Annotated in this window: 24 protein-coding genes; 7 read left to right on the top strand and 17 right to left on the bottom strand. The window is 70.5% G+C overall.

Features of this window, described 5'->3' with window-relative positions:
• The first annotated feature begins 51 nt into the window (after positions 1–51).
• On the top strand, positions 52–651 hold the full coding sequence (locus OHU89_RS27990) for a TetR/AcrR family transcriptional regulator (RefSeq protein ID WP_266889274.1): 600 nt from the start codon (positions 52–54) through the stop codon (positions 649–651).
• A 6-nt stretch (positions 652–657) separates the two neighbouring features.
• On the opposite strand, the gene OHU89_RS27985 is transcribed toward OHU89_RS27990, so the two are convergent.
• Positions 658–1,212: a M23 family metallopeptidase gene (locus tag OHU89_RS27985; RefSeq protein WP_365404512.1), complete on the bottom strand. Its 555-nt coding sequence runs from the start codon at positions 1,210–1,212 to the stop codon at positions 658–660.
• 450 nt (positions 1,213–1,662) lie between these two features.
• On the opposite strand from OHU89_RS27985, the gene OHU89_RS27980 reads away from it, so the two are divergent.
• Both OHU89_RS27980 and OHU89_RS27975 read left to right on the top strand, forming a co-directional pair.
• The gene (locus tag OHU89_RS27980; protein WP_405646824.1) at positions 1,663–2,259 is read left to right on the top strand and encodes an HAD family acid phosphatase; all 597 of its coding nucleotides are present in this window, start codon (positions 1,663–1,665) and stop codon (positions 2,257–2,259) included.
• A gap of 61 nt (positions 2,260–2,320) precedes the next feature.
• On the top strand, positions 2,321–5,362 hold the full coding sequence (locus OHU89_RS27975) for an NACHT domain-containing protein (protein WP_405654680.1): 3,042 nt from the start codon (positions 2,321–2,323) through the stop codon (positions 5,360–5,362).
• Between the two features lie 92 nt (positions 5,363–5,454).
• Here the strand turns inward: OHU89_RS27975 and OHU89_RS27970 are convergent, their stop codons facing one another.
• Entirely contained in the window at positions 5,455–7,983 is a 2,529-nt protein-coding gene (locus OHU89_RS27970) for an ATP-dependent Clp protease ATP-binding subunit (protein WP_266889277.1), read from the bottom strand.
• 430 nt (positions 7,984–8,413) lie between these two features.
• On the opposite strand from OHU89_RS27970, the gene OHU89_RS27965 reads away from it, so the two are divergent.
• The gene (locus tag OHU89_RS27965) at positions 8,414–9,139 is read left to right on the top strand and encodes an SCO3374 family protein (RefSeq protein ID WP_405646820.1); all 726 of its coding nucleotides are present in this window, start codon (positions 8,414–8,416) and stop codon (positions 9,137–9,139) included.
• A 9-nt stretch (positions 9,140–9,148) separates the two neighbouring features.
• Here the strand turns inward: OHU89_RS27965 and OHU89_RS27960 are convergent, their stop codons facing one another.
• The 10 genes from OHU89_RS27960 to OHU89_RS27915 form a co-directional block, all read right to left on the bottom strand.
• On the bottom strand, positions 9,149–9,484 hold the full coding sequence (locus tag OHU89_RS27960; RefSeq protein ID WP_266889279.1) for an Lsr2 family protein: 336 nt from the start codon (positions 9,482–9,484) through the stop codon (positions 9,149–9,151).
• Between the two features lie 225 nt (positions 9,485–9,709).
• Positions 9,710–10,258 (bottom strand): amino-acid N-acetyltransferase, encoded by a 549-nt coding sequence (locus OHU89_RS27955; RefSeq protein ID WP_046263302.1) that lies wholly within the window; start codon positions 10,256–10,258, stop codon positions 9,710–9,712.
• Between the two features lie 9 nt (positions 10,259–10,267).
• Complete coding sequence (locus OHU89_RS27950; protein ID WP_266889280.1) at positions 10,268–10,711, bottom strand: BlaI/MecI/CopY family transcriptional regulator; 444 nt, start codon at positions 10,709–10,711, stop codon at positions 10,268–10,270.
• Between the two features lie 135 nt (positions 10,712–10,846).
• On the bottom strand, positions 10,847–11,026 hold the full coding sequence (locus OHU89_RS27945) for a hypothetical protein (protein ID WP_405646817.1): 180 nt from the start codon (positions 11,024–11,026) through the stop codon (positions 10,847–10,849).
• Positions 11,027–11,102: 76 nt separating this feature from the next.
• Positions 11,103–11,747: a hypothetical protein gene (locus OHU89_RS27940; protein WP_405654678.1), complete on the bottom strand. Its 645-nt coding sequence runs from the start codon at positions 11,745–11,747 to the stop codon at positions 11,103–11,105.
• A 122-nt stretch (positions 11,748–11,869) separates the two neighbouring features.
• A complete protein-coding gene (locus OHU89_RS27935) occupies positions 11,870–12,667 on the bottom strand; it encodes a type III pantothenate kinase (protein WP_046260399.1) in 798 nt (265 codons plus the stop codon).
• Positions 12,668–12,672: 5 nt separating this feature from the next.
• On the bottom strand, positions 12,673–13,650 hold the full coding sequence (gene nadC / locus OHU89_RS27930) for a carboxylating nicotinate-nucleotide diphosphorylase (protein WP_267015246.1): 978 nt from the start codon (positions 13,648–13,650) through the stop codon (positions 12,673–12,675).
• Between the two features lie 5 nt (positions 13,651–13,655).
• Complete coding sequence (locus OHU89_RS27925; RefSeq protein ID WP_405646814.1) at positions 13,656–15,371, bottom strand: L-aspartate oxidase; 1,716 nt, start codon at positions 15,369–15,371, stop codon at positions 13,656–13,658.
• Positions 15,368–16,369: a pantoate--beta-alanine ligase gene (gene panC / locus OHU89_RS27920; RefSeq protein WP_405646812.1), complete on the bottom strand. Its 1,002-nt coding sequence runs from the start codon at positions 16,367–16,369 to the stop codon at positions 15,368–15,370. The genes OHU89_RS27925 and panC overlap by 4 nt, the downstream gene beginning before the upstream one ends.
• Positions 16,366–17,295: a Rossmann-like and DUF2520 domain-containing protein gene (locus OHU89_RS27915; protein WP_405646810.1), complete on the bottom strand. Its 930-nt coding sequence runs from the start codon at positions 17,293–17,295 to the stop codon at positions 16,366–16,368. The genes panC and OHU89_RS27915 overlap by 4 nt, the downstream gene beginning before the upstream one ends.
• A gap of 172 nt (positions 17,296–17,467) precedes the next feature.
• On the opposite strand from OHU89_RS27915, the gene OHU89_RS27910 reads away from it, so the two are divergent.
• Complete coding sequence (locus OHU89_RS27910; RefSeq protein ID WP_405646808.1) at positions 17,468–18,634, top strand: threonine aldolase family protein; 1,167 nt, start codon at positions 17,468–17,470, stop codon at positions 18,632–18,634.
• On the opposite strand, the gene OHU89_RS27905 is transcribed toward OHU89_RS27910, so the two are convergent.
• Positions 18,624–18,839 (bottom strand): hypothetical protein, encoded by a 216-nt coding sequence (locus OHU89_RS27905; protein WP_405646806.1) that lies wholly within the window; start codon positions 18,837–18,839, stop codon positions 18,624–18,626. The two genes, OHU89_RS27910 and OHU89_RS27905, sit on opposite strands and share 11 nt — an antisense overlap.
• Positions 18,840–18,993: 154 nt before the next feature.
• On the opposite strand from OHU89_RS27905, the gene OHU89_RS27900 reads away from it, so the two are divergent.
• Positions 18,994–20,097 (top strand): DUF5937 family protein, encoded by a 1,104-nt coding sequence (locus tag OHU89_RS27900; RefSeq protein WP_405646804.1) that lies wholly within the window; start codon positions 18,994–18,996, stop codon positions 20,095–20,097.
• A 4-nt stretch (positions 20,098–20,101) separates the two neighbouring features.
• Here the strand turns inward: OHU89_RS27900 and OHU89_RS27895 are convergent, their stop codons facing one another.
• The 3 genes from OHU89_RS27895 to OHU89_RS27885 form a co-directional block, all read right to left on the bottom strand.
• On the bottom strand, positions 20,102–20,734 hold the full coding sequence (locus tag OHU89_RS27895; protein WP_405646802.1) for an AAA family ATPase: 633 nt from the start codon (positions 20,732–20,734) through the stop codon (positions 20,102–20,104).
• A gap of 49 nt (positions 20,735–20,783) precedes the next feature.
• Positions 20,784–21,455, bottom strand: a complete 672-nt coding sequence (locus tag OHU89_RS27890) for a response regulator (RefSeq protein ID WP_405646800.1) — start codon at positions 21,453–21,455, stop codon at positions 20,784–20,786.
• Positions 21,456–21,548: 93 nt separating this feature from the next.
• A complete protein-coding gene (locus tag OHU89_RS27885; protein ID WP_405646798.1) occupies positions 21,549–22,748 on the bottom strand; it encodes a sensor histidine kinase in 1,200 nt (399 codons plus the stop codon).
• Between the two features lie 118 nt (positions 22,749–22,866).
• On the opposite strand from OHU89_RS27885, the gene OHU89_RS27880 reads away from it, so the two are divergent.
• Entirely contained in the window at positions 22,867–23,904 is a 1,038-nt protein-coding gene (locus OHU89_RS27880) for an SAM-dependent methyltransferase (protein ID WP_405646795.1), read from the top strand.
• Here the strand turns inward: OHU89_RS27880 and OHU89_RS27875 are convergent.
• Positions 23,869–25,020 carry an NADH-quinone oxidoreductase subunit D gene (locus OHU89_RS27875; protein ID WP_405646793.1) on the bottom strand — a complete coding sequence of 384 codons (1,152 nt, stop codon included), beginning with the start codon at positions 25,018–25,020 and terminating at the stop codon, positions 23,869–23,871. The genes OHU89_RS27880 and OHU89_RS27875 overlap by 36 nt on opposite strands.
• Between the last annotated feature and the right edge of the window lies 1 nt (position 25,021).

Here is a 25,021-nt window from a genome sequence, read left to right as displayed (position 1 = left end):
CGTCAAGTAAGTTTTACTCAAAGCCAATGGCTTCACGGAGCTTCACGGAGAATGGGCGGCACCATGGACGGCACCAAGCAGCGGCGCCGCGGGGACACCCGCCAGCGCATCCAGGACGTGGCGCTCGATCTCTTCGCCGAGCAGGGCTACGAGAAGACCTCTCTGCGCGAGATCGCCGAGAGCCTGGAGGTCACCAAGGCAGCGCTCTACTACCACTTCAAGACCAAGGAGGAGATCCTGGTCAGCATCTTCGACGATCTGACCCAGCCGATCCTCGACCTGATCGAGTGGGGCAGGCAGCAGCCGCACACCCTGGAGACGAAGCAGGAGATCGTACGGCGCTACAGCGGCATCCTCGCCAACGCCACCCCCCTGTTCCGCTTCATGCAGGAGAACCAGGCGACCGTACGGGAACTGCGGGTCGGCGAGACCTTCAAGGAGCGCATGCAGGGGCTGCGCGACATCATGATCGACCCGGAGGCGGACCTGGTCGACCAGGTCCGCTACACCAGCGCGATCTTCACCCTGCACGCCGGGATGTTCTTCCTCCAGGACCTCGCGGGCGACCCCGAGGAGAAGCGCAGGGCGGTCCTGGAGGTGGCGTCGGACCTGGTGACCCAGGCCCACGAAGGCACCCGCAAGAAGCCTTAGACGGCCTTAGACGGTCACGCCCTTGGTGCGCAGGAAGGCGACGGGGTCGATCGCCGAGCCATAGTTGGCGGTCGTACGGATCTCGAAGTGCAGGTGCGGGCCGCTGGAGTTGCCCGTGTTGCCGGACAGGGCGATGCGCTGACCGGTCTTGACGACCTGGCCGACCTTCACGTCGATGCGCGAGAGGTGGGCGTACTGCGAGTAGGTCTTGTTGGCGTGCTTGATGACGATGGCATTGCCGTACGCCGATCCGTCACCGGCACCGTTGCCGCCGGCCTTGACGACGGTCCCGCCGTGCGCGGCGAAGACCTGGGTTCCGCTGGCCACGGCGAAGTCCTGCCCGCTGTGGGTGGACTGCCACAGGGCACCGGACTGCGCGAAGCTCGCGCTGAGCTTGTACTTCTTCACCGGGTCGACCCAGGAGACGGTCTTGCCGGTCTCCGCGGCCGCCGCGACCCCGGTCCCCAGCACGGCCGAGACCCCCAGACCGACGGCCACCACGGCGGCGCGCGTGCGGAGCTTGGACGTACGGGAAGAACGGGACGAAACGCGCTGGGACATCGGAACCTCATGGGGACGGGGACAGAAAAGCCACCCGGCACACAAGCCGCCGCCGGATGGGGCATCCCTTGGTAACCCCGAGGCCCCGGAAGCCCCAAACCGCCGACCTACGACGGAAGCTAGTACTTCACCCCAAAACTTCCCGCTCCTTGACAGAGCACGTATCTGGAATGAATCCACCCATGACGGCATAACTCGCCTAGGAGTTCCGGGGCGAAAGTCCCTTTTGCCCAATTCGAGCTTTCCACTATTCGCCCTAGTAACGGACAAATCGCCTGTGCGTCATGTCACCGGCCACCGAGGTCCTCGCACCCCCGGCCCCGAAATCATGTGACGCACACCTCTTGGCACTTACCCCCCAGTAACCTTACGGTTCCCCTCGCGCCACCCACGCCAACGAACATGCACCCGACAACGGCAGCGTTACTGACGTGAGAGGACCCCCCACAGATGACGAACCGACGCCCCTTGGTGCGCCGTATGGCCGTCACCGCCGTCTCCACGGCGGCCCTCGTGTCACTGGCCGCCCCGGCCGAGGCCGCGACCACCGAAGACGTCGACTACACCACCTGGCAGCAGGACTGCCGGATGGTCATGGACCAGGCGCTGCCGTACCTGAAGCAGCGGATCGCCGCCGCCAAGCCGGGCGAGAAGCAGGCCATCGTCCTCGACATCGACAACACCACCCTGGAGACCGACTTCGGCTTCAGCTACCCCCAGCCGGCCAACGAGCCGGTCCGGGACGTGGCGGAGTACGCCCAGGACCACGGCGTATCCCTCTTCTTCGTGACGGCCCGCCCCGGCATCATCTACTCGTTCACCGACTACAACCTCGATCACGTCGGCTACGACGTCTCCGGCCTCTACGTCCGCAGCTTCATCGACCTCTTCAAGGACGTCGCCGCCTACAAGACCGCCCAGCGCGTCGCCATCGAGAACAAGGGCTACACGATCATCGCGAACATCGGCAACAGCGCCACCGACCTGTCGGGCGGCCACGCCGAGAAGACGTACAAGCTCCCGGACTACGACGGTCAGCTGTCCTGAGTCTTCCCGCTCAACTCCGGGTAGCCTCACCCTCGTTCGCGTGATCACGGGGGTGGGGCGGATGGATCCGGCGGTACTCGGCAGCAAGCTCGCGTCCGGCCTGGTGGCCTCCCTCGTACGGAAACTCTTCGTGGCGGACGCCCCGGGAGCGGGCCTCGTCGACAAGCCGGTACGCCTGACCGCCCTCGTCTCCTTCCGCGGCGAGAAGCGGACGCTGGGCGAGAAGGAGGTCCGCGCCCTGGCCCGCCGGCTGGTCGGCGCGGCGACGGACTCCCCCGGCGAACCCCCGTTCCCCGCCGACGAGGAACCAGCGGTCACCGACGCCGTGACCGCCCGCCTTCTCGCCCTCGGCGACCTGGACATGGACGACGTCCAAGCCGTACGCCTGGGCCACCGCGAACTCGCCCGACACCTCCGCACCCAGGCGCCCCCACCCCTCGGCCTCTCCACCGACGCCGGCCATTTCCTCGACTCCGCCACCGAGTGGGCCTGCCTCCACATCCTGGACTTCTTCACACGCCGGTCCACGTTCGTGGCACGGACACTGGTGGAGCAGACCCGCGTCCAGTCGGAACTGATCGCCCGGCTCGACGAGTTGATCACGCGCATCCCACGCCCCGACGCCCGCGACGCCGCGTTCGAACGCCGCTACCTCCCGTACGTGGCCGAGCAGCACAACCACATCACCATCTACGGCATCGACCTGCGCGACTCCCCCGACCGCTGGCCGCTCGAAGTGGCCTACCTCAGCCTCGAAGCCACCGGCGACGAGGACCGCGCGGCCTCCGGAGCGCGGGCCGAGAGCGCGTTCAGCGTTCATCTTCCCGCCGAGGAAGCCCTCCTGGTCCACGACCGCGTCCTGCTACGTGGAGACGCGGGCTCGGGCAAGACGACCCTGGTGCAGTGGCTCGCCGTGACCGCCGCCCGCAACGGTGACCGCATCCCGTACGTCCTCCCGCTGCGCACCCTGATCCGCGCGGGCACACTCCCGTCACCGAACCGGCTCCTGGCCGCGGTGAGCTGCCCGCTGACACCCCCGGACGGCTGGGCCGAGCGGGTACTGGCCACCCGACGCGCGCTGGTCCTCGTAGACGGCCTCGACGAGATTCCCGCCGCGGACCGGCACCGCACCCGGGCCTGGCTCCTCGGCCTGATCCACGCCTACCCGGGCAACCAGTGGCTGTTGACCTCGCGCCCCACGGCCGTACGCTCCGACTGGCTCACCGCAGAGGACTTCCGCGAGCTCGTCCTCGCGCCGATGCGCCCGGCCGAGGTCACGACCTTCGTCCGCCGCTGGCACGAAGCCGCACAGGCCCGCGACTACCTCGGGCCGCTGTTGGACGCGCTGCGCACCAAACGGGACCTGGCCCGGCTCGCCACCAACCCGCTGATGTGCGGCCTGATCTGCGCCCTCCACCGCGAACGCCGCGGCTATCTGCCCATCAACCGCCCGGAGTTGTACGACGCCGCCCTGTCGATGCTGCTGGCCCGCCGGGACCGGGAGCGAGGGATGGGGACTCCCGACGGCATCGACCTCAGTCAGGGAGCCCGTTCCGAACTGCTGCGGCGCATCGCCTACGCGCTGATCCTGAGCGGTCGGACGGAGATGGAACAGGACGCGGCACAGGCCGTCGTGGAACGCGCGTTGCCCAGCATCGCGATGCCTCCCGAGCAGCAGGACGCCAGGGAGATCTTCCGCCACCTCCTGCTGCGGAGCGGCCTGCTGCGCGAACCGGCGCCGAAGATCGTGGACTTCGTGCACCGGACCTTCCAGGACTATCTGGGAGCCCTGGCCGCCGTCGAGGAGGGCCACATCGACGTGCTGGTCAGTCACGCCCACGAGCCGCAGTGGGAGGACGTGATCCGCATGGCCGTGGCGCACGCCCGGCCGCACGAGCGGGTCGACCTCCTGCGCAAGCTGCTGGCCCTCGGCCGCACCCGCACCGATCTGCTGGCCCTGGCCTGCCTGGAGGACGCGACGTCCCTGCTCCCACAGGTGCGGGCGGAGGTCGAGGAGCGGGCGGCCCTGCTGATACCGCCGCAGTCCAAGGCGGAGGCGCAGGTCCTCGCCCAGGCCGGCCCACTGATCCTGGAGCTGTTGCCCGGGCCGGAAAGGCTGACCGCGGCAGAGGCGGCCGCGGTGACGCGCACAGCGGCACTGGTGGGCACCGAGGGGGCGCTGCCCGTCCTGAAAGAGTTCCGTAACCACCCCGATCTGGCGGTGCGCGCGCAACTCGTCGGGGCCTGGAGCCAGTTCGACGCCGACGAATACGCCGACGAGGTCCTTACGCACGTGGCCGCCGCCGACCTCTTCATCACGGTGCGGGAGGAGGCCCAGCTGCGCGCGCTGCCCCGGCTCGGCCCCCGGCCCAGGGTCCGTTTCAACGGGACCCACGACCCGGTACCGCTCCTCGCGGCGCTGAGCAAGAAGACCCTCAGCCACCTGGTGATCTACGAAAACACCCTGCTGAGCGATCTGACGCCGCTGCGTTCCGCGCCCGGTCTGACCTACCTGCACCTGCACCGCTGTCCCGGGATCGGAGACCTGTCACCGCTCGCCGACACTCAGCTCACCGAGCTTCACATGTGCTGGACCGGTCGCGGCGCCCAGTTCACCGGCCTGGACCGATGCCACGGGCTCCGCCACCTGGGGCTCGACGGAGAACTCTCCTGGGGCGTCCCCCTGTCCAGGTTCCTCCCCACCACGGCTCCGCTCGAGTTCCTGTTCCTGTCCCACGGGGCGGTGGAAAGCCGAGGACTCGAGGACATCGGCCAGTGGCCCACGCTGCGGACCCTCAACCTGGGGCCGAGCCCCGGCCGTCTGTGGCGACGGGACTGGGAAGCGATCGCACGGCTGCCGCGGCTCACCCACCTGACCCTGCACAACTCGGTGCTGGACCTCCTTGACGACACTCCGCAGATGCCGGGCGTCGAGGTACTGCGGGTGACACATCTGAACGGCTGGGAGGAACTGTCCAGGCTGGCTCTGTGCTGCCCCCGCGTCCGTGAGGTGACCCTGGCCCCCGCCACGGACCGGACCATCGAGGTCGATCGGTACCGGGACGTCTTCCCGAACGCGGAGGTCACGGTCGAGTCCCTCTGACAAGGCGCCCGGGGTGACGGCCCCCGCCACGCATGCCGAAGGGGCCGGCACCTCCACGGCACCGGCCCCCTCTTCGCGCAATCCCCGAAGGGCTACGCGTCCTTGCTCAGATTCGGCCCAGCCCCACCGGCCGCCTGCTCAATAGGCGGAACATCCGGCAGCGCCGACTTCTCTTCACCACGGAACGTGAAGGTCTGGGTCTCGCCCTCGCCCTCCGTGTCCACGACCACGATGTGACCGGGACGCAGCTCACCGAAGAGGATCTTCTCGGAGAGCGTGTCCTCGATCTCGCGCTGGATGGTGCGACGCAGCGGCCGCGCACCCAGCACCGGGTCGTAACCCTTCTTGGACAGCAGCTCCTTGGCGGACTGGGAGAGCTCGATGCCCATGTCCCGGTCCTTGAGGCGCTCGTCCACCTTGCCGACCATCAGGTCGACGATCTTGAGGATGTCCTCCTGCGTCAGCTGCGGGAAGACGACCACGTCGTCGACACGGTTGAGGAACTCGGGGCGGAAGTGCTGCTTGAGCTCGTCCGAGACCTTGTTCTTCATGCGCTCGTAGTTGGACTTCTTGTCACCGGAGGCCGCGAAGCCCAGGTTGAAGCCCTTGGAGATGTCCCGGGTGCCGAGGTTGGTCGTCATGATGATGACCGTGTTCTTGAAGTCCACGACCCGGCCCTGGGAGTCGGTCAGACGACCGTCCTCCAGGATCTGCAGCAGCGAGTTGAAGATGTCCGGGTGGGCCTTCTCGACCTCGTCGAAGAGGACGACGGAGAACGGCTTGCGGCGGACCTTCTCGGTCAGCTGGCCGCCCTCTTCGTAGCCCACGTAGCCGGGAGGCGAACCGAAGAGACGCGAGACCGTGTGCTTCTCGCTGAACTCCGACATGTCGAGGGAGATCAGCGCGTCCTCGTCACCGAAGAGGAACTCGGCGAGCGCCTTGGACAGCTCGGTCTTACCGACACCGGACGGACCGGCGAAGATGAACGAACCACCGGGACGCTTCGGGTCCTTGAGGCCCGCACGCGTACGACGGATCGCCTTCGACAGCGCCTTGACGGCGTCGACCTGGCCGATGACCCGCTTGTGGAGCTCGTCCTCCATACGCAGCAGACGCGAGGACTCCTCCTCGGTCAGCTTGAAGACCGGGATGCCGGTGGCGGTCGCGAGGACCTCGGCGATCAGCTCGCCGTCGACCTCGGCGACGACGTCCATGTCGCCGGCCTTCCACTCCTTCTCCCGCTTGGCCTTCGCGGCGAGGAGCTGCTTCTCCTTGTCGCGCAGGGAGGCGGCCTTCTCGAAGTCCTGCGAGTCGATCGCGGACTCCTTGTCCCGGCGGACACCGGCGATCTTCTCGTCGAACTCGCGGAGGTCCGGCGGCGCGGTCATCCGGCGGATGCGCATCCGGGAGCCCGCCTCGTCGATCAGGTCGATCGCCTTGTCGGGGAGGAAGCGGTCCGAGATGTACCGGTCGGCCAGCGTGGCGGCCTGGACCAGCGCCTCGTCCGTGATGGAGACGCGGTGGTGGGCCTCGTACCGGTCACGCAGACCCTTGAGGATCTCGATCGTGTGCGGGAGCGAGGGCTCGGCGACCTGGATGGGCTGGAAGCGGCGCTCGAGGGCCGCGTCCTTCTCCAGGTGCTTGCGGTACTCGTCCAGCGTGGTGGCACCGATGGTCTGCAGCTCGCCGCGGGCCAGCATCGGCTTCAGGATCGAAGCCGCGTCGATGGCGCCCTCGGCGGCACCCGCACCGACCAGCGTGTGCAGCTCGTCGATGAACAGGATGATGTCGCCGCGGGTGCGGATCTCCTTGAGCACCTTCTTCAGGCGCTCCTCGAAGTCACCGCGGTAGCGGGAGCCGGCGACCAGCGCACCGAGGTCGAGGGTGTAGAGGTGCTTGTCCTTGAGGGTCTCGGGCACCTCGCCCTTGACGATGGCCTGGGCGAGGCCCTCGACGACGGCGGTCTTGCCGACGCCGGGCTCACCGATCAGGACCGGGTTGTTCTTGGTGCGGCGGGACAGCACCTGCATGACCCGCTCGATCTCCTTCTCGCGCCCGATGACCGGGTCGAGCTTGGACTCACGAGCGGCCTGGGTGAGGTTCCGGCCGAACTGGTCGAGGACCAGGGACGTCGAGGGGGTGCCCTCGGCAGGCCCGCCGCTGGCGCCGGCGGTCTCCTTGCCCTGGTAACCGGAGAGCAGCTGGATGACCTGCTGCCGCACCCGGTTGAGATCAGCGCCCAGCTTGACGAGGACCTGGGCGGCGACGCCCTCGCCCTCGCGGATCAGGCCGAGCAGGATGTGCTCCGTGCCGATGTAGTTGTGGCCCAGCTGAAGAGCCTCCCGGAGCGACAGCTCCAGGACCTTCTTGGCACGGGGGGTGAAGGGGATGTGGCCGGACGGGGCCTGCTGCCCCTGCCCGATGATCTCCTCCACCTGCTGGCGGACCGCCTCGAGCGAAATCCCGAGGCTCTCAAGGGCCTTGGCGGCGACACCCTCACCCTCGTGGATCAGGCCCAGGAGGATGTGCTCGGTGCCGATGTAGTTGTGGTTGAGCATCCGGGCTTCTTCCTGAGCCAGGACGACAACCCGCCGCGCGCGGTCGGTGAACCTCTCGAACATCGTTAATCGCTCCTCAGAGCGGTCAGGCAGTGGGGGGAACTTCCCCTCCCTGTCCTTCCGCAGCTTAGTCCCGCAAGCGGGGACCGCTCATTCCAACTGCCGACACCGTCGATGGCCTCCTGACCCCGAACGCCGACATCTGCTCCAACCCGATGGTGCGAGACGATGTTCCCGCAGGCCAGGCAGTTACCCCTACCTCCAGTACGCCGATGGCGAACGTGAGACGTCCTGTTCTGCGTGTCGCCCCCTCCCACTAGGGATGTCTTACCCGCTGGGACTGACACTCCATGCCGAGCGCACCGGTTCCCTCCGCTACGGGCGAACAACCTTGCGCCGCGCCACACCCCCGAACGCCCCTTCTTTCGGAACTCTGCGCTACTTCGGGAACACCCAGCGTAACTCGGGCGTCCTTCCGGAGGTTTCACTTGGCATGGTTGGCACAGTCCCCCCGGTCACCACGGTCCCCTTCCCCCGTCGGCCGCTCGAGTCGAGCGATCAGGTCCGCCGGTGGTACGAGAACGAACTGGGATGGCCGACGGTGCCCGGGGCCCCGGGATCCCCGCTGCGACTTTCCGTGGGCCCGCGCTTCGACGTCCTGGACGTGCCGCTCGATGCGGGCCGGGCCGGCCTGCGCCATCTGGCACCTGGCTCCCCGGTGGCCGTGCAGGGCGACCGGATGCGGCTGCTGCTGGCCGCGGGCAGCGCGGACGAGGTGCCGGGGGTGCTGGACTGGCTGGAGTGGGGCGCGCTGCCGCTCGATCTGGCGGCGATCGGCGAGGGCGGCGTGATGGACGCACCGCTGCCTCCCGGACCGGGGGCGCCCGCCGAAGTCGTACGGCCTCTTCCCGGGCAGGGATCCGCCGAATTCGTACGACGTCCTCTCGCACCGGGGTCCGGCGCCGCTCGGTGTCTTCCCGAGCCGGGCCCTACCGGACCGCGACCGCTTCCCGCCGGCCGCTCCGGTGCCTTGCAGGGGGCCGCCGTGTGGCTGCGGCCCCCCGTGCCGGGGTGCGAGGTCGAGACCTCGCTGCCGACGCTGTCGGCCTTGGGGGGCGGTGGGGGCGCCCCCGATCTCGTAAGGCTGCTGGCCACGGTGGCGACGTGCTGCCACCGTCTGCGGCTGCGCGCGTGCGCTCAGCCGCCCGCCTGTTCATAGGCGTCGCGCTCAGGCGTTGGCCTTCTCGTAGGCCTCACGGATGGACGCGGGAACACGGCCGCGGTCATTGACCTCGAGACCGTTCTCCTTCGCCCACGCGCGGATCTGCGCGGTGTCCTGGCTGCCGCCGGAAGTGGCGCGCGCCTTTCCGCGGCCTCCCGCAGCGCGGCCTCCGGTACGACGGCCGCCCTTCACGTAAGCGTCGAGAAGGCCACGGAGCTTGTCCGCATTGGCAGTCGTGAGATCGATCTCGTACGTCTTGCCGTCCAACGCGAACGTCACGGTCTCGTCCGCCTCGCCGCCGTCGAGGTCGTCGACAAGAAGGACCTGAACCTTCTGTGCCACCGGATTTCCTTTCATCGATAACTTGAGGGACTGGGGTCTGCGGCGTCCGCCGTTTCGCCGCCCCCTGTTATATGCAGTACTGCAGTACGTCGGAAAGCAAACCGCTTTTGCTGGGAAAACACAAACCCCTGGGAGAGACGGACTGGCCACCTCCGGTCCGGAAACATGCGCGTTTCGGACATAGGGAACCTGGGCAGGGCCGTCCCATGGAATAGGGCATGACGATCACAGATGCAGAAGCATCCGACTGTTGCCCAAGGTGTTCGGTTTCACTCGTTCGAGACCGAGGAACTCCGCGACACCCTCGTCATAGGAACGCAGCAGCTCCGCGTAGACATCGGTGTCGACCGGAGTCTCGCCGATCTCGACGAAGCCGTGCTTGCCGAAGAAGTCCACTTCGAAGGTCAGACAGAAAACCCGGCGAACACCGAGCCAGCGCGCGGTGTGCAGCAACTTCTCGAGCAACTGATGGCCGACACCGGCGCCCTTCAGTCCGAGCTTCACGGCGAGAGTGCGCACTTCAGCGAGGTCTTCCCACATGACGTGCAGTGCGCCGCAGCCGACCACCTCGCCGTTGTCATCGCGTTCGGCGACCCAGAACTCCTGGATGTCCTCGTAAAGCGTCACGGTGGCTTTGTCGAGCAGGATGCGGGCGCGGACGTACTCGTCGAGGAGACTGCGTACGGCCGGGACATCGCTGGTGCGGGCCCGCCGGACCGTGATGGCTTTTGCGCTGACTTCGGGACTCCGCGCGGACGAGCTCTCTGCTGACATGTGCGGACGCTATCGCCCGTCGCCCTCCGGTGCCGAGCCGGGGTTCTCACGGCCGGTTTCGGCAGCGGTATCCCGGGGGGCTTCGACGGTTTCCGGTCCTTGGACGATGTGCACGGCGTCCCGCAGCGACTGTCGCTGTTCCTCGCTCATCATGCCGAAGAACGCGACGAGAGCGGCGGCGGGGTTGTCACTCTGCGACCAGGCGTCGTTCATCAGCGCCGCGGCGTAGGCGGCCCGGGTGGAGACGGCTTCATATCGATAGGCACGTCCTTCGGCCTCCCGTCGCACCCAACCCTTCTGATGGAGATTGTCCAAAACGGTCATCACCGTGGTGTAGGCGATGGACCGTTCCTGTTGAAGGTCTTCCAGGACTTCTCGAACGGTCACCGGGCGGTTCCACTTCCACACCCGCGTCATGACCGAGTCTTCGAGTTCTCCCAATGGGCGAGGCACAGCTCAGCACAATAGTGGGAGAAACCGTCATTGGCCTGCCGGACGTGCGGTTAACCGTCAAACAGCAACAAAAAGGGCGTACGACTCGGAAATCGAGAGAGTCGTACGCCGGTGAGGGTGCGGAGGCCGGGAGGCTCAGGCTTCGCTGCGCGCGGAGGACTGCCTGGTGCCCTCCACGCGCGCGAGGGCGGCGTCGACGGCCGCGTCCTCCTTGGCCTTGTTGGCCCCGCCCTGGGTCTTCACGATCACCCTGATCACGCCGATGAAGAACACGGCCATGACGACCGGGGGCACGAGCGCGGAGACGTAGTCCATGCGTCCAGGGTAGCCACGGGCCGGACGCGGGCGGGGCCGGGGGTGCGTGCGGACCCGGGGACGGCCCGGGCGCGGCTCAGCCCGCGGCGAGCTGCTGCGGCGGGTTCGAGGGTGGCGGGGCCGGCTTGCGGCGGGGGAAGACCTCGCCGGGGGTGGGGATGGGGCGCGCGGGGGCCGGCTTGGGGGTGGCCGGTTTCTCCATGGGCTTCTTCTCCGGCTGCTCGGGCTTCTCGGCGGAATCCGCGGCAAGGTCCTCGTCGGCGCCCGGGAAGCGGTCCGAAAGACCCCCGGGAAGCGCCAGGAGGCGGGTACAGGAGGCCGGAACGGCCGGGGTGGTCCGCCGGGCCGTCCTGCGCGCGAGACGGGCGCGTACGTCCTGCTCGGCGAGGACCAGACAGCGATCGAGCAGGGCCGCCGCGACGGGGTTGCCGCGCAGGACTCTCAGGGCGGCGAGGTCGTCGACCTCCGGGCGGTACCCGGCGCTCAGCGCCTCCTCCAGGAGGGCGAGGTAGCCGGCGGCGGTACCGGGCAGGGCGGCGCGGTACCGGGCGAGGTCGGCCACCAGGAAGGCACGCAGCCGGGCGCCCTCGCGCATCGCCTCGTCGAGGGAGTCGGCTAGGCGGAGACAGTCCTGAACGTCCTCGGCCGAGGCGGTTCGGGGGTGAAGGGCAAGAGCGAGAGCGCGGCGGAGCACACGCAGCTCCTCCACACCGAACGCCATGCCGCCGCGGGATCCGTATGGCGTGGGCATGCGGCGACAGTACGCGCTAATCAGACAAACTCGACATAGGGCGAGCGGGTGTGGCGCGCGGCGCCACCCGGCCGGACGCGCTGCCCGCCCCGTCACATGCGCGACACGTTCCGCTCGTACACCAGGCGCAGCCCCACCAGCGTCAGCCACGGCTCGTGCTCGTCGATCACCGAGGACTCGCCCAGCACCATCGGGGCCAGGCCGCCCGTGGCGATGACCGTCACGTCGTCCGGGTTCTCCGCGAGCTCGCGGGCCATGCGCTCGACGACCCCGTCGACCTGCCCGGCGAACCCGTAGATGATCCCGGACTGCATCGCCTCGACGGTGTTCTTGCCGATCACGCTCCGCGGCCGGGCCACCTCGATCTTCCGCAGCTGCGCGCCCCGCACCCCGAGCGCTTCCACGGAGATCTCGATGCCGGGCGCGATGACCCCGCCGACGTACTCCCCGCGCGCGGACACCGCGTCGAACGTCGTCGCCGTACCGAAGTCGACGACGATCGCCGGACCGCCGTACAGCTCGACCGCCGCGACCGCGTTGATGATGCGGTCCGCGCCAACCTCCTTGGGGTTGTCGGTCAGGATCGGCACGCCCGTCTTGACGCCCGGCTCCACCAGCACCGCGGGCACGTCGCCGTAGTACCGCCGCGTCACCTCGCGCAGCTCGTGCAGCACCGAGGGCACCGTCGCGCAGATCGCGATGCCGTCGATGCCGTCGCCCAGTTCCTCGCCGAGCAGCGGGTGCATGCCCATGAGGCCCTGCAGCAGGACGGCCAGCTCGTCGGCCGTGCGGCGCGCGTCCGTGGAGATGCGCCAGTGCTCGACGATCTCCTCGCCGTCGAACAGGCCGAGGACGGTGTGCGTGTTTCCTACGTCGATCGTGAGCAGCATCGCGACTACTCCGCCTCACGCAGGTCGAGGCCGATGTCCAGGATCGGCGAGGAGTGGGTGAGTGCGCCCACCGCCAGGTAGTCGACGCCGGTGTCGGCATACACGCGCGCGTTGTCCAGCGTCAGCCGGCCCGACGCCTCCAGCGCCGCCCGGCCGTGCACCAGCGCCACGGCTTCCTCGCACTCCCCCGGCGTGAAGTTGTCCAGCAGGATCAGGTCCGCGCCCGCGTCCACGACCTCGCGCAGCTGGAGCAGGGTGTCGACCTCGACCTCGATCGGCACGTCCGGGAAGGTCTCGCGGACGGCCTTGAAGGCCTGCGCGACGCCGCCGGCGGCGACCACGTGGTTGTCCTTGACGAGCGCCGCGTCGGAGAGCGACATGCGGTGGTTGACCCCGCCGCCGCACCGCACCGCGAACTTCTCCAGCGACCTGAGGCCGGGCGTCGTCTTCCGCGTGTCACGCACGCGTGCCTTGGTGCCCTCCAGCGCGTCCGCCCACGCACGCGTGGCGGTCGCGATGCCGGACAGCCGGCACAGCAGGTTCAGCGCGCTGCGCTCGGCGGTGAGCAGGTCACGCGTGCGCGTGGTGACCGACAGGAGCTTCTGCCCGGCCTCCACCCGGTCGCCGTCCTCGACGTGCCGTTCGACCTCGAACTCGTCCTCGCAGACCACCGAGACGACCGCCTCGGCGACCCGGAGGCCGGCCACGACGCCCGCCTCGCGCGCGACGAAGTCGGCGGTGGCGACGGCGTCCTCGGGGATGGTCGCGACCGTCGTCACGTCCACGCCGTGGTCGAGGTCCTCCTGAATGGCCACGTTGGCGATGTCCTCGACCTCCACGGGGTCGAGCCCCGCGTCGGCCAGGAGCTGGGCGAGCGCGGGGTCGAGCCCGCACTCCAGGTACTCCTCGCCGCCGTCTGCGCCACAGGCGCAGCCGTCGCCGCAGCCGCCGGTCTCAGCGAGGGGAAGGTCGGGGGTGCTCACGTCTGTCACTGCTCCTGAAGGGGCTGCCGGGTCGGGGGGAAGTCTGCGGTATCGGTGGTGTGTACGGCGAGTGTGCGGTCCGGATTCAGCCGTACGACGATGTGACGGCGCCATGCGGTGTCGTCGCGGTCGGGCCGGTCCTCGCGCCAGTGGCAGCCGCGCGTCTCGTCACGCACGCGTGCGGCTGCGACCAGGACGCGGGCCACGCACAGGAGGTTGGTGGCCTCCCAGGTGTCGACGCCGGGCTCGGCCGTCTTGCCGTTCTCGGTGAGGGCGTCGCGGGCGTCGGTGTGCAGTTGCTGGAGCTGTTCGGCGGCCTTCTCCAGGGAGTCCGCCGAGCGCAGGACTCCGGCGCCGTTCGTCATGGCCCGCTGGATCGCGAACCTGGCCTCGGGCGACTGCAGGGGGTGCGCGGGCGTCTCGGGGCGCTCGACCGGCGCGGGCACGCGCGCGTGGAGGCCGTTGGCCGCGTGGACGGCGGCGATGTCCTCCACGATGCGCTCGGCGTAGACGAGGCCCTCCAGGAGGGAGTTGGAGGCGAGGCGGTTCGCGCCGTGCACGCCGGTGCAGGCGACCTCGCCGCACGCGTACAGGCCCGGGACGGTCGTGCGGCCCTGGGAGTCGGTGCGCACGCCGCCGGAGGCGTAGTGGGCGGCCGGGGCTATCGGGATGGGCTCGGTGACCGGGTCGATGCCGTGGGCGCGGCAGGCGGCGAGGATCGTCGGGAAACGGTGCGCCCACATGGCGGCGCCGAAGTGCCGGGCGTCGAGGAACATGTGCTCGACGTCCTGTTCCTGCATGCGGCGCATGATGCCCTTGGCGACGATGTCCCGGGGCGCGAGCTCGGCCAGCTCGTGCTGCCCGACCATGAAGCGCACGCCGCCGGCGTCGACCAGGTGGGCGCCCTCGCCGCGTACCGCCTCGGAGACGAGGGGCTGCTGGCCCTCGGCGTCCGGGCCGAGGAAGAGCACGGTGGGGTGGAACTGGACGAACTCCAGGTCGCTCACTTCCGCGCCCGCGCGCAGGGCTAGTGCCACACCGTCGCCCGTGGACACGGACGGGTTGGTGGTCGCGGAGAAGACCTGGCCCATGCCGCCGGTCGCGAGGACGACCGCGGGGGCGTGCACGGCGCCCACGCCGTCGTGCTGGCCCTCGCCCATGACGTGCAGCGAGACGCCCGCCGTACGGCCGTCGGCGTCCGTCAGGAGGTCCAGGACGAGCGCGTTCTCGATCGTGCGCAGTCCACGCGCGCGTACCGCCTCGACGAGCGCCCGCGAGATCTCCGCGCCGGTCGCGTCGCCCCCGGCGTGCGCGATGCGGCGGCGGTGGTGGCCGCCCTCGCGGGTGAGCTCCAGGCCGCCTTCCTCGGACTCGTCGAAGTGCGCGCCGGTCTCGATGAGACGGTGCACGGCGTCCGGGCCCTCGGTGACGAGGATCCGGACCGCGTCCTCGTCGCACAGGCCCGCGCCCGCGACCAGGGTGTCGTCGAGATGCTGTTCGGGGGTGTCGCCCTCGCCGAGCGCCGCGGCGATGCCGCCCTGCGCCCAGCGGGTGGAGCCGTCGTCGAGGCGGGCCTTGGTGACGACGACCGTCCGCAGGCCGGCGGCCTCGCAGCGCAGGGCCGCGGTGAGGCCCGCGACTCCGGAGCCCACGACCACGACGTCCGCGTCGATCGACCATCCGGGCGCGGGCGCGTGCAGACGTATGCCTGTGCTGGTCACGAGGCGGCTCCGAGGGTTCCGAAGGTGAGGGGGAGGTTGTCGATCAGCCGGGTGGTGCCGACCCGGGCGGCGACGGCGAGGACGGCCTCGCCGGCGAAGTCGTCGTCGACCTCCGAGAAGTCGGAGGGATCGACGAGCGCGAGGTAGTCCAGGGCGATGGGCGGGTCGAGGCGGGCGGCCTCGTCGAGGACCAGGCGCGCTGCCGCGCGGACGGCCGAGGGGGCGCCCGGCAGCGCCTTCGCGACGGCGTGCGCGTCGGCGGCCGCGCGGGACTCCCCTATGGCGCTCAGCGCCTCGGCACGCGCGTGCGTGGCGGGCACTTCGCGTGCCCTCGCGCGCAGCGCCTCCTGTGCCGCGTGCCGGTCACGGCCCGCGAACAGCGCCTGGGACAGCGCGAGCGCGGTGCGTCGCTCCTTGGCGGAGAGATAGCGGTTACGGCTGGACAGAGCCAGGCCGTCGTCCTCGCGGACGGTCGGTACGCCGACGATCTCGACGCCGAAGTTCAGGTCCCGCACCATGCGCCGGATCAGGGCGAGCTGCTGGGCGTCCTTCTGGCCGTACAGGGCGACGTCGGGCCGGGTGAGGTGCAGCAGCTTGGCGACGACGGTGAGCATGCCGTCGAAGTGCCCCGGGCGTGAGGAGCCCTCCAAGCGCTCTCCCATGGGGCCCGCGCTGACGCGGACCTGGGGCTCGCCGCCGGGGTAGACCTCGTCGGCGGAGGGCGCGAACACGGCGTCCGCGCCCGCCTGTTCGGCGATCTTGATGTCGGCGTCGAGGGTGCGCGGGTAGCGGTCGAGGTCCTCGCCCTCGCCGAACTGCAGGGGGTTCACGAAGACGGTGACGACCACCTCGCCCTCGGGGCCGGCGATCTCGCGCGCGGTGCGGATCAGGGTGGCGTGACCCTCGTGCAGGGCGCCCATGGTCATCACGACGGCACGGCGGCCGTGGCGTGCGCGCGCGTGGAGCTCGGCGGCGGTGCGCAGCAGGGTGGTGGTCATCCGGCATCTCCCTTGGTGCCGTCGGTCCCGTTGGCGAGTACCCCGAGAAGGTCCTCGGCGAGCTCGGGCTTCAGCAGCCCGTGGGCGAGCGCCCGGTCGGCGGTCGCGCGGGCCATCGCCAGGTAGCCGGCGACGGTCTGCGGGGCGTGCTTGCGCAGCTCGGCGACGTGCGCCGCGACGGTGCTGGCGTCCCCGCGCGCGACGGGGCCGGTCAGGGCCGCGTCGCCGGAGCGCAGGGCGTTGTCGAGGGCGGCGCCGAGCAGCGGGCCGAGCATCCGGTCCGGGGCCTCGACGCCCGCCTCGCGCAGCAGCTCCATGGACTGGGCCACCAGGGTGACGAGGTGGTTGGCACCGAGCGCGAGGGCCGCGTGGTAGAGCGGGCGCCGCTCCTCGGCGATCCACTCGGGCTCGCCGCCCATCTCGATGACGAGGGCCTCGGCGGCCAGTCGCAGCTGGTCGGGCGCGGTGACCCCGAAGGAGCAGCCGGCGAGGCGCTGGACGTCGACCGGGGTGCCGGTGAAGGTCATCGCGGGGTGCAGGGCCAGCGGCAGCGCGCCCGCGCGAAGGGCGGGGTCGAGGACCTTCGTGCCGTACCGCCCGGAGGTGTGCACCAGCAACTGTCCCGGCCGTACGGACCCGGTCTCGACGAGGCCCTCCACGAGGCCGGGCAGGGTGTCGTCGGGGACCGTCAGCAGTACCAGGTCGGCGCGCTCCAGGACCTCGGCGGGCGGCACGAGCGGCACGTCCGGGAGCAGCTGCGCGGCCCGCCTGCGGGAGGCGTCGGAGACCCCGGAGACGGCCACCGGGCGGTGCCCGGCGAGCTGGAGGGAAGCGGCCAGCGCGGGCCCCACCCGCCCGGCGCCGACGACACCGACGGTGAGCCGCGCGGGGCGGTCCTTGGGATCTGGCAGTTGGCTTGTACTCACGCGACGGCGGCCTTCCCGTTCCAGTCCGCTCCGGGTACCGGACGATTTCTCGTCATGTTAACGCGATTGGTTCGAGGGGCGTTCGGTTGTCTACAGGCTGTGGGTTGCCGCGGGCCGCACCCGCACGAAAAGGGTGGTGCCCCGGGAAGGGGCGCGCGGGATGATCCAGGGCATGAGCGATGCTGCGGAGCAGGTTGAAGAGCAGTCGGCGGAGGAGCAGTTGCGGGAGCGGCGCCGGGACGCCCTGCGAGCGGCGCGGCGTGTCCTGTGGCGCGGAGGACTCAGCGGCACGATCCGGCAGCGGCTCGCGTCGCTCGCGGAGGCCGCGCCCGAGGTGTACGACGTGGACGAGTCCGCGGACATCTACGGGAACGGGGTCGTGACGGCCCTGGAGGAGCGTGTCGCGACCTTGCTGGGCAAGGAGGCCGCCGCGTTCTTCCCCACGGGCACGATGGCCCAGCAGGTCGCCCTGCGCTGCTGGGCGGGCCGCACCGGCAACCAGATGGTCGCCCTGCACGCCCTGGCCCACCCCGAAGTCCACGAGCGGCATGCCTTCGCCCAGGTCAGCGGGTTGCGCCCGGTGCGCCTGACCAGCGAGTCCCGGCTGCCCACCGCCGACGAGGTGCGCGACTTCGAGGAGCCCTATGGCGCGCTGATGCTCGAGTTGCCCCTCAGGGACGCCGGATTCCTCCTGCCGACCTGGGAGGAGCTCACCGGGATCGTGGAGGCGGCGCGCGAGCGGGACGCGGTGGTGCACTTCGACGGCGCGCGCCTGTGGGAGACCACCGTCCACTTCGGCCGCCCCCTGGACGAGATCGCGGGCCTGGCGGACAGCGTCTACGTGTCGTTCTACAAGTCCCTCGACGGTTTCGCCGGCGCGGCGCTCGCCGGCCCGAAGACGCTGGTGGAGGAGGCGAAGACCTGGCGCCACCGGTACGGCGGGATGGCCTTCCAGCAGTTCCCCACCGCGCTGTCGGCGCTCGTCGGCCTGGAGCGGGAGCTGCCCAGGTTGCCGGAGTACGTCCGCCACGCGCGCGTGGTGGCGGCCGCGCTGCGGGAGGGGTTCGCCGAGGCGGGTGTGGCATGGGCGCGCGTGCACCCCGAGGAGCCGCACACCCACCAGTTCCAGGTCTGGCTGCCGTACGACGCCGATGTGCTGCTGGAGGCGGCGGTACGGCAGGCGGAGGAGACGGGGACGTATCTGTTCACCGGCTACTGGGACCGCGGCGGGCCGGGTCTGGCCCTCGCCGAGGTCACCGTCGGCGCCGCGGGCCTGGAGTGGACGGCCGAAGACGTGAAGGCCGCGGTGGCGGACTTCGTGGCCCGGCTCAGCGGCTAGGTCGCGGCCGCCGGTGCAGCCAACGGCCCAGGGCCTGCCGTATCCGCCCGTGGGCCGGCCGCTCGGCGACCACCGCCCGGAACCGCCGGTGATCGCGCAGTTCGCGCACGACCTGCCAGTCGTGCGTACCGGGCGCTGGCGGGGCGGGCTGCCCCAGGCGCTGGGCACGGTAGGTGTCGAGGAGGTACTGCTGGGTGAGGCTCATGGCGTATCGCCTTCTCGGGTCGCTGTCCGATGGGTCGGGCTCCGCGGCTGCCCCGTGATCCCAGGTTGCGCCGGTACGGCGGTGAAGTCGCGCCGATTGACGGCGGCCGTCAATCGGGGGCGGCGTTGTCAGTGGCGGGGTGCACCATGAGGTCATGAGCGTGCGCATCGACATCGCGGGGCTGCGGCCGGAGAGGGTCGCCGTCGTACCCTCGCCCCTGGCCGAGCTCGGCATGGCGCTGCACGCACTGGCCGAGCCGGGCCACCATCCGGGGCTGCAGGGCTGGGTGACGGGCGTGCTGGCCCGCCTCGACCCGCACCTGGCCGACCGGATGTGCGACGCGGACTTCCTGTGGACGACGACATTCGCGGACCTGTTCCTGCCGTACGCGGGCATCCCAGGCGGCTCCGCCCTCCCGGGAGCCACACTCGCCGAGGAACTGGACCTGCTGGACAAGCTCACGGACGAGCAGTTCGTCAACGCGGCGCTGGAGTTCAGCTGTGCGACCTGCTACGACGTAGGGAGCGGTTGGCTCGTCGACGCCGAACAGGGCCGGCGTGCCCTGGAGCTGGCCGCCGCGCGGGGGCCGCGGCAGGAGCGGTTCACCGAGCTGCTGCTGACCGACCCGCCGAAGATCCGGGCCTGGCTGCGCCAGTTCCTCCAGGACTGCGACGAGGCGTTCTTCGCGGAGACCTGGTCCCGGCTGCGCCACCAACTCGCGGCGGACGCCCGCCACAAGACCGACCTCGTGCGCCGCAAGGGCCTCGCCGAGGCGCTGGCCGCCGCGTCCCCGGCGATCACCCTCGACGAGGGCGCCGCCGAGATCACGGTCGACAAGCTGAGCGTGGGCCGTACGACCACGGGGGACGGCCCTCTCATCCTCGTACCGACCAGTCTCGGCTGGCCCCACCTGGCGGTCCTGTACCGGCCCGGCTGGCAGCCCGTGGTGCACTACCCGGTCGGCTCCCCCGAACTCGCGGCGCCGCCCTCCGTCGAGCAGCTCGCCCTGCGCATGACCGCCCTGTCCCACCCCGTCCGGATGCGGATCTGCCGCCACCTGGCCCGCAGCGCCTGGACCACGAGCGAGCTGGCGCAGGCGCACGGGATGACGGCCCCCGAGATATCCCGGCATCTGAGCGTCCTGAAGAAGGCGGGCCTGATCACCACGCGCCGTCGCGGCCGGTACGTCCAGCACCAGCTGGACATCGCGGTCGTGGCCCGGCTGGGCAGCGACTTCCTGGAGGGGATCCTCAGGTAGCCGGTCAGTCGAACCGGATGTGCTTCACCCCGACCCGTACCTGCCTCAGCCGCGTCCGCAGCGCGCCCTCGTTGTTCGGCCGCAGCCTCAGCCCGGCCAGGACGGCGATGCGGTCGGCCGTCTTCGGCACGGTCGATTCGTCCGTCCACAGATGCTCGGCGAACTCGGGCTCCCGCAGCCGCTCGAGACAGTGGTCGAGCTGCTGCACGGCCCAGGTCTCGCGTCCCAGACCGGCGTTCTTCCCGCCGACGTACTGAAGGAGGTGCCCGAAACCGCGCTCACGCAGCCGCTTGACGACGGTCTCGCGCTGCGCGAGGAGTGTGAAATGACGTACGTCGTGGCCGAGTTCGCCCAGCCGGCCCACGGTCTCCGCGAAATAGCCGGAGTCCGTGACCGTCATGGGGACGATCACCGCGCCGTCGTGCTTGGTGAGGGCGAGGTCGAGCACCTCGACGACACCCTGCCGCCAGGCCTTCAAGTCCTGGAAGTCCCCGCGCAGTTCGGGTGGCAGCATGCGGCGCAGACCGAAGCCGGCGTGCTCGGGATCGCAGACGACACTGCCGGGCAGCCGCCGCTGGATCTCGTACGCCGTCTGTGTCTTCCCGCCCCCGAAGGGGCCGTTGATCCAGAGGAGCATGCGCAGACCCTAGTGGGCGCCGGTTACGCGGGAGTCACGCTCCCGCCGCTCAGCCGTGCCCGCCGGCCCGCACCAGCCCCGTCTCGTAGGCCAGGACCACCACCTGCACCCGGTCCCGGAGGCCGAGCTTGGTGAGGATGCGGCCCACGTGGGTCTTCACCGTCGCCTCGGACAGGACGAGCCGGGCCGCGATCTCGCCGTTGGACAGACCCTGGGCGACCAGGATCATGACCTCGCGCTCGCGGTCGGTGAGCCGCTCCAGCTCCTTGTGCCGGGGCTCCTTGCCGGTGCTCGGCAGCATCGGCGCGAACCGGTCCAGGAGGCGGCGCGTGGTCGAGGGGGCCACCACCGCGTCACCGCTGTGCACCGAGCGGATGGCGGTGAGGAGCTCGCCGGGCGGCACGTCCTTGAGCATGAAGCCGGACGCGCCCGCCTTCAGCCCGGAGAAGGCGTACTCGTCGAGGTCGAAGGTGGTCAGGATCAGCACCTTCGGCGGGTTGTCCTCCTGGCAGATGCGGCGGGTGGTCTCCACGCCGTCGAGCTTCGGCATCCGGACGTCCATCAGGACCACGTCGACGGTGCTCGCGCGCAGCACCTCGAGGGCCTCGACTCCGTCGCCCGCCTCGGCGACGACCTCCATGTCCGGCTGGGCGGCAAGCACCATCCGGAACCCGGTGCGCAGCAGCACCTGGTCGTCGACGAGCATCACGCGGATCGTCATCGGGGTCCTCTTCCATCTCTTTCAGGCTCTTGTGGCTCTGCTGATTGCGGTGGCGGGGTTGTTACAGGTGTCAACACAGGGCGTGCGTCGGCGTCAATGCACCGGTTTGAGCGGGAGCAGCGCACTGATACGGAACCCTCCGCCGGGACGGGGCCCCGCGTCCAGAGTGCCGCCGACCATCCCGACCCGCTCGCGCATGCCGATCAGGCCGTGGCCCTGTCCGTCGGTGCCGCCCTCTTCGTACAGCTCGTGCGGGGCGCCCTTGCCGTCGTCCTCGACGAGCAGGCCGAGCCCGTCGTCGAAGTACACCAGGCGCACGCTGGCGCCCGCGTTCGGCCCGCCGTGCTTGCGGGTGTTGGTGAGCGCCTCCTGCACGATGCGGTACGCAGTGAGCTCGACGCCGCTCGGCAGCGGGCGTGGTGTGCCCTCCACCTTGAAGTCGACCGGCAGGCCGGAGGTGCGGCACTGCTCGACGAGGTCGTCGATCTGCTCGACGTCGGGCTGCGGGACGTACTCGCCGACCTCCTGGTGCTCGCCGGTGCGCAGCACGCCCAGCAGGCGGCGCATCTCGGCCAGCGCCTGACGGCCGGTGGAGGAGATCGTCTCCAGGGCCTTCTTCGCCTGGTCGGGCGCGGCGTCGAGGACATAGGCGGCGCCGTCGGCCTGCACCACCATCACCGAGACGTTGTGCGCGACCACATCGTGGAGCTCGCGCGCGATCCGGGCGCGTTCGGCGGCCACCGCGACCTTCGCCTGCGCCTCGCGCTCCTTCTCGAGCCGGCTCGCGCGCTCCTCGAGCTGCGCGAAATAGGCGCGCCGGGTGCGGATCGAGTCGCCGAGCACCCAGGCGAGGGCGAACGGCACCGTCAGGAAGATCGCCTTCGCGGCATTGCCCAGCGCGCTCCCGTCCAGCTGCCAGCGCATCTGCGCCATCGGCGCCGCACACAGCCCCACGGCCAGTGCGAGCCGGGAGGCCCATCGGGCGCCCGTCGCGGCCACCGTGTAGACGATCACCAGCATCGCGAAGTCGGCGGCCATCGTCTGGACGTTCAGCAGCAGCTGCGTCACACCGATCCCGACCGACAGCAGCAGCATCTTCTCCGGCATGCGCCGGCGCAGCGCGATCACCAGGCACAGCAGAAGCGTGATCGGAACGATCAGTGCCGGAGCCTCGTTGCCCCGCTCCGCCGAACTGGCGGTTCCGCTCAGCAGCGAGATCCCGAACAGGAAGGCGGCCCAGAAGGAGTCGACCCCTGTCGGGTGTCTGCGGAGGAAGTCATAGAGGCGCTGCACGTAACCCAGCGTAGGGAAGCGTGAAGCGTGCAGGGGTCAACCGGAGGACCGATCCATGCCCGGCCCGCGTACTCCCCAAGGTGGAGGCCCCGTTCCTCTGTACGCCTAATCTGGCGGCGTGACGGACGACACGGCGGGTGAATGGCGTGGCTGGCGGGCGGCCGCGGAGAGCGCCCTGTACGGACCCGGGGGCTTCTATCACCGGTCCGAGGGGCCGGCCGGTCACTTCCGTACGTCGGTGCACGCGTCGCCGCTGTTCGCCGAGGCCGTGGCACGGCTGCTGGGCCGGGTCGACGAGGCCCTGGGCCGGCCAGCGACGCTCGACTTCGTCGACATGGCCGCCGGCCGCGGCGAGCTGATCACCGGGGTGCTCGCCGCGCTGCCCGCCGACCTGGCCACCCGTACGCGCGCGTACGCCGTCGAAATCGCCGCCCGCCCGGCTGGCCTCGACCACCGGATCGAGTGGCTGACCGAGCCCCCGCGCGGGATCACCGGGCTGCTGTTCGCCAACGAGTGGCTGGACAACGTGCCCGTGGAGATCGCCGAGACGGACTCCGCGGGCGTGGCCCGACGGGTGCTCGTACGGCCCGACGGGACCGAGCGGCTCGGGGAGCCGTTCTCCGGCGCGGAGGCGCAGTGGCTCGCGCGGTGGTGGCCGCTGCCGGCCGAGGAGGGGCTGCGGGCGGAGGTGGGGCTGCCCCGGGACGAGGCGTGGGCCGCCGCGGTCGCGACGGTCGAACGGGGGTTCGCGGTCGCGGTCGACTACGCGCACGAGGTCGGCGCGCGCCCCCTCTTCGGGACGCTCACCGGTTTCCGCGCGGGACGCGAGACGGCGCCCGTACCGGACGGGTCGTGCGACGTCACGGCGCACGTCGCGCTGGACGCGTGCGCGCTGCCCGGGGGGCGCGTACTGACACAACGCGCCGCCCTGCGCGCCTTGGGGGTCACAGGCGCACGCCCCCCGCTCGCACTGGCCTCGACACAGCCCGCGGCCTACGTACGCGCCCTCGCGAGCGCCGGCGAGGCCGCCGAACTCACCGCACCCGGCGGCCTCGGCGACTTCGGCTGGCTGCTCCAGCCGGTCGCGGTCCCGGACACACCGGACACACCTCTCGGGGCCCTACTTGTCGATGTCCCCGACCACGAAGAACAGTGACCCCAGGATCGCGACCATGTCCGCGACCAGCGTGCCCGGGAGCAGCTCCGCGAGGGCCTGGATGTTGTTGTACGAGGCCGAGCGGAGCTTGAGGCGGTACGGGGTCTTCTCGCCCTTGCTGACGAGGTAGTAGCCGTTGATGCCGAGCGGGTTCTCGGTCCACGCGTACGTGTGGCCCTCGGGCGCCTTCAGGACCTTCGGGAGCCGCTGGTTGATCGGGCCGGGCGCGAGCTCGGCCAGGCGGTCGAGGCAGGCGTCGGCGAGGTCGAGGGCGTTGTGGGTCTGCTCCAGGAGGACCTCGAAGCGGGAGAGACAGTCGCCCTCCTCGCGGGTCACCACCCTCAGGGTGTCCTTGAGCTCCTCGTACGCGAGGTACGGCTCGTCCCGGCGCAGATCGAAGTCGACCCCGCAGGCGCGCGCGATCGGCCCGCTCACGCCGTACGCGTGCACGGCCTCCGGCGTGAGCACGCCCACGCCCCGCGTGCGCCCCCGGAAGATCTCGTTGCCGAGCACCAGGTCGTCGTACACGTCCATCCGCGAGCGCACAGCGGCGACTGCGGCACGCGCGCGCGTGGCCCAGCCGGCCGGCAGGTCCTCCTTGAGGCCGCCGACGCGGTTGAACATGTAGTGCATGCGTCCGCCGGAGACCTCCTCCATGACGTTCTGGAGCACCTCGCGCTCCCGGAACGCGTAGAAGACCGGCGTGATGCCGCCGAGTTCCAGCGGGTAGGAGCCCAGGAACATCAGGTGGTTGAGCACCCGGTTGAGCTCCGCGAGCAAGGTGCGCGTCCACACCGCGCGCGGGGGGACCTCCATGCCCAGCATGCGCTCCACGGCGAGGACCACGCCCAGCTCGTTGGAGAAGGCCGACAGCCAGTCGTGGCGGTTGGCGAGCATGATGATCTGGCGGTAGTCGCGCGCCTCGAAGAGCTTCTCCGCGCCCCGGTGCATATAGCCGATCACCGGCTCGGCGTGCTGGATCCGCTCACCGTCCAGGACGAGCCTGAGGCGCAGCACACCGTGCGTCGACGGGTGCTGGGGCCCGATGTTGAGCACCATGTCGGTGCTCTCCGCGGCGCCGCCGATACCGACCGTGGTCTCCGTCGTGGGAGTCATG

This window comes from Streptomyces sp. NBC_00019 (assembly GCF_045041015.1).
GTDB lineage: Bacteria > Actinomycetota > Actinomycetes > Streptomycetales > Streptomycetaceae > Streptomyces.
Note: the sequence above shows the minus strand (reverse complement) of the source record. Positions and strands in the feature narration are given on the sequence as shown.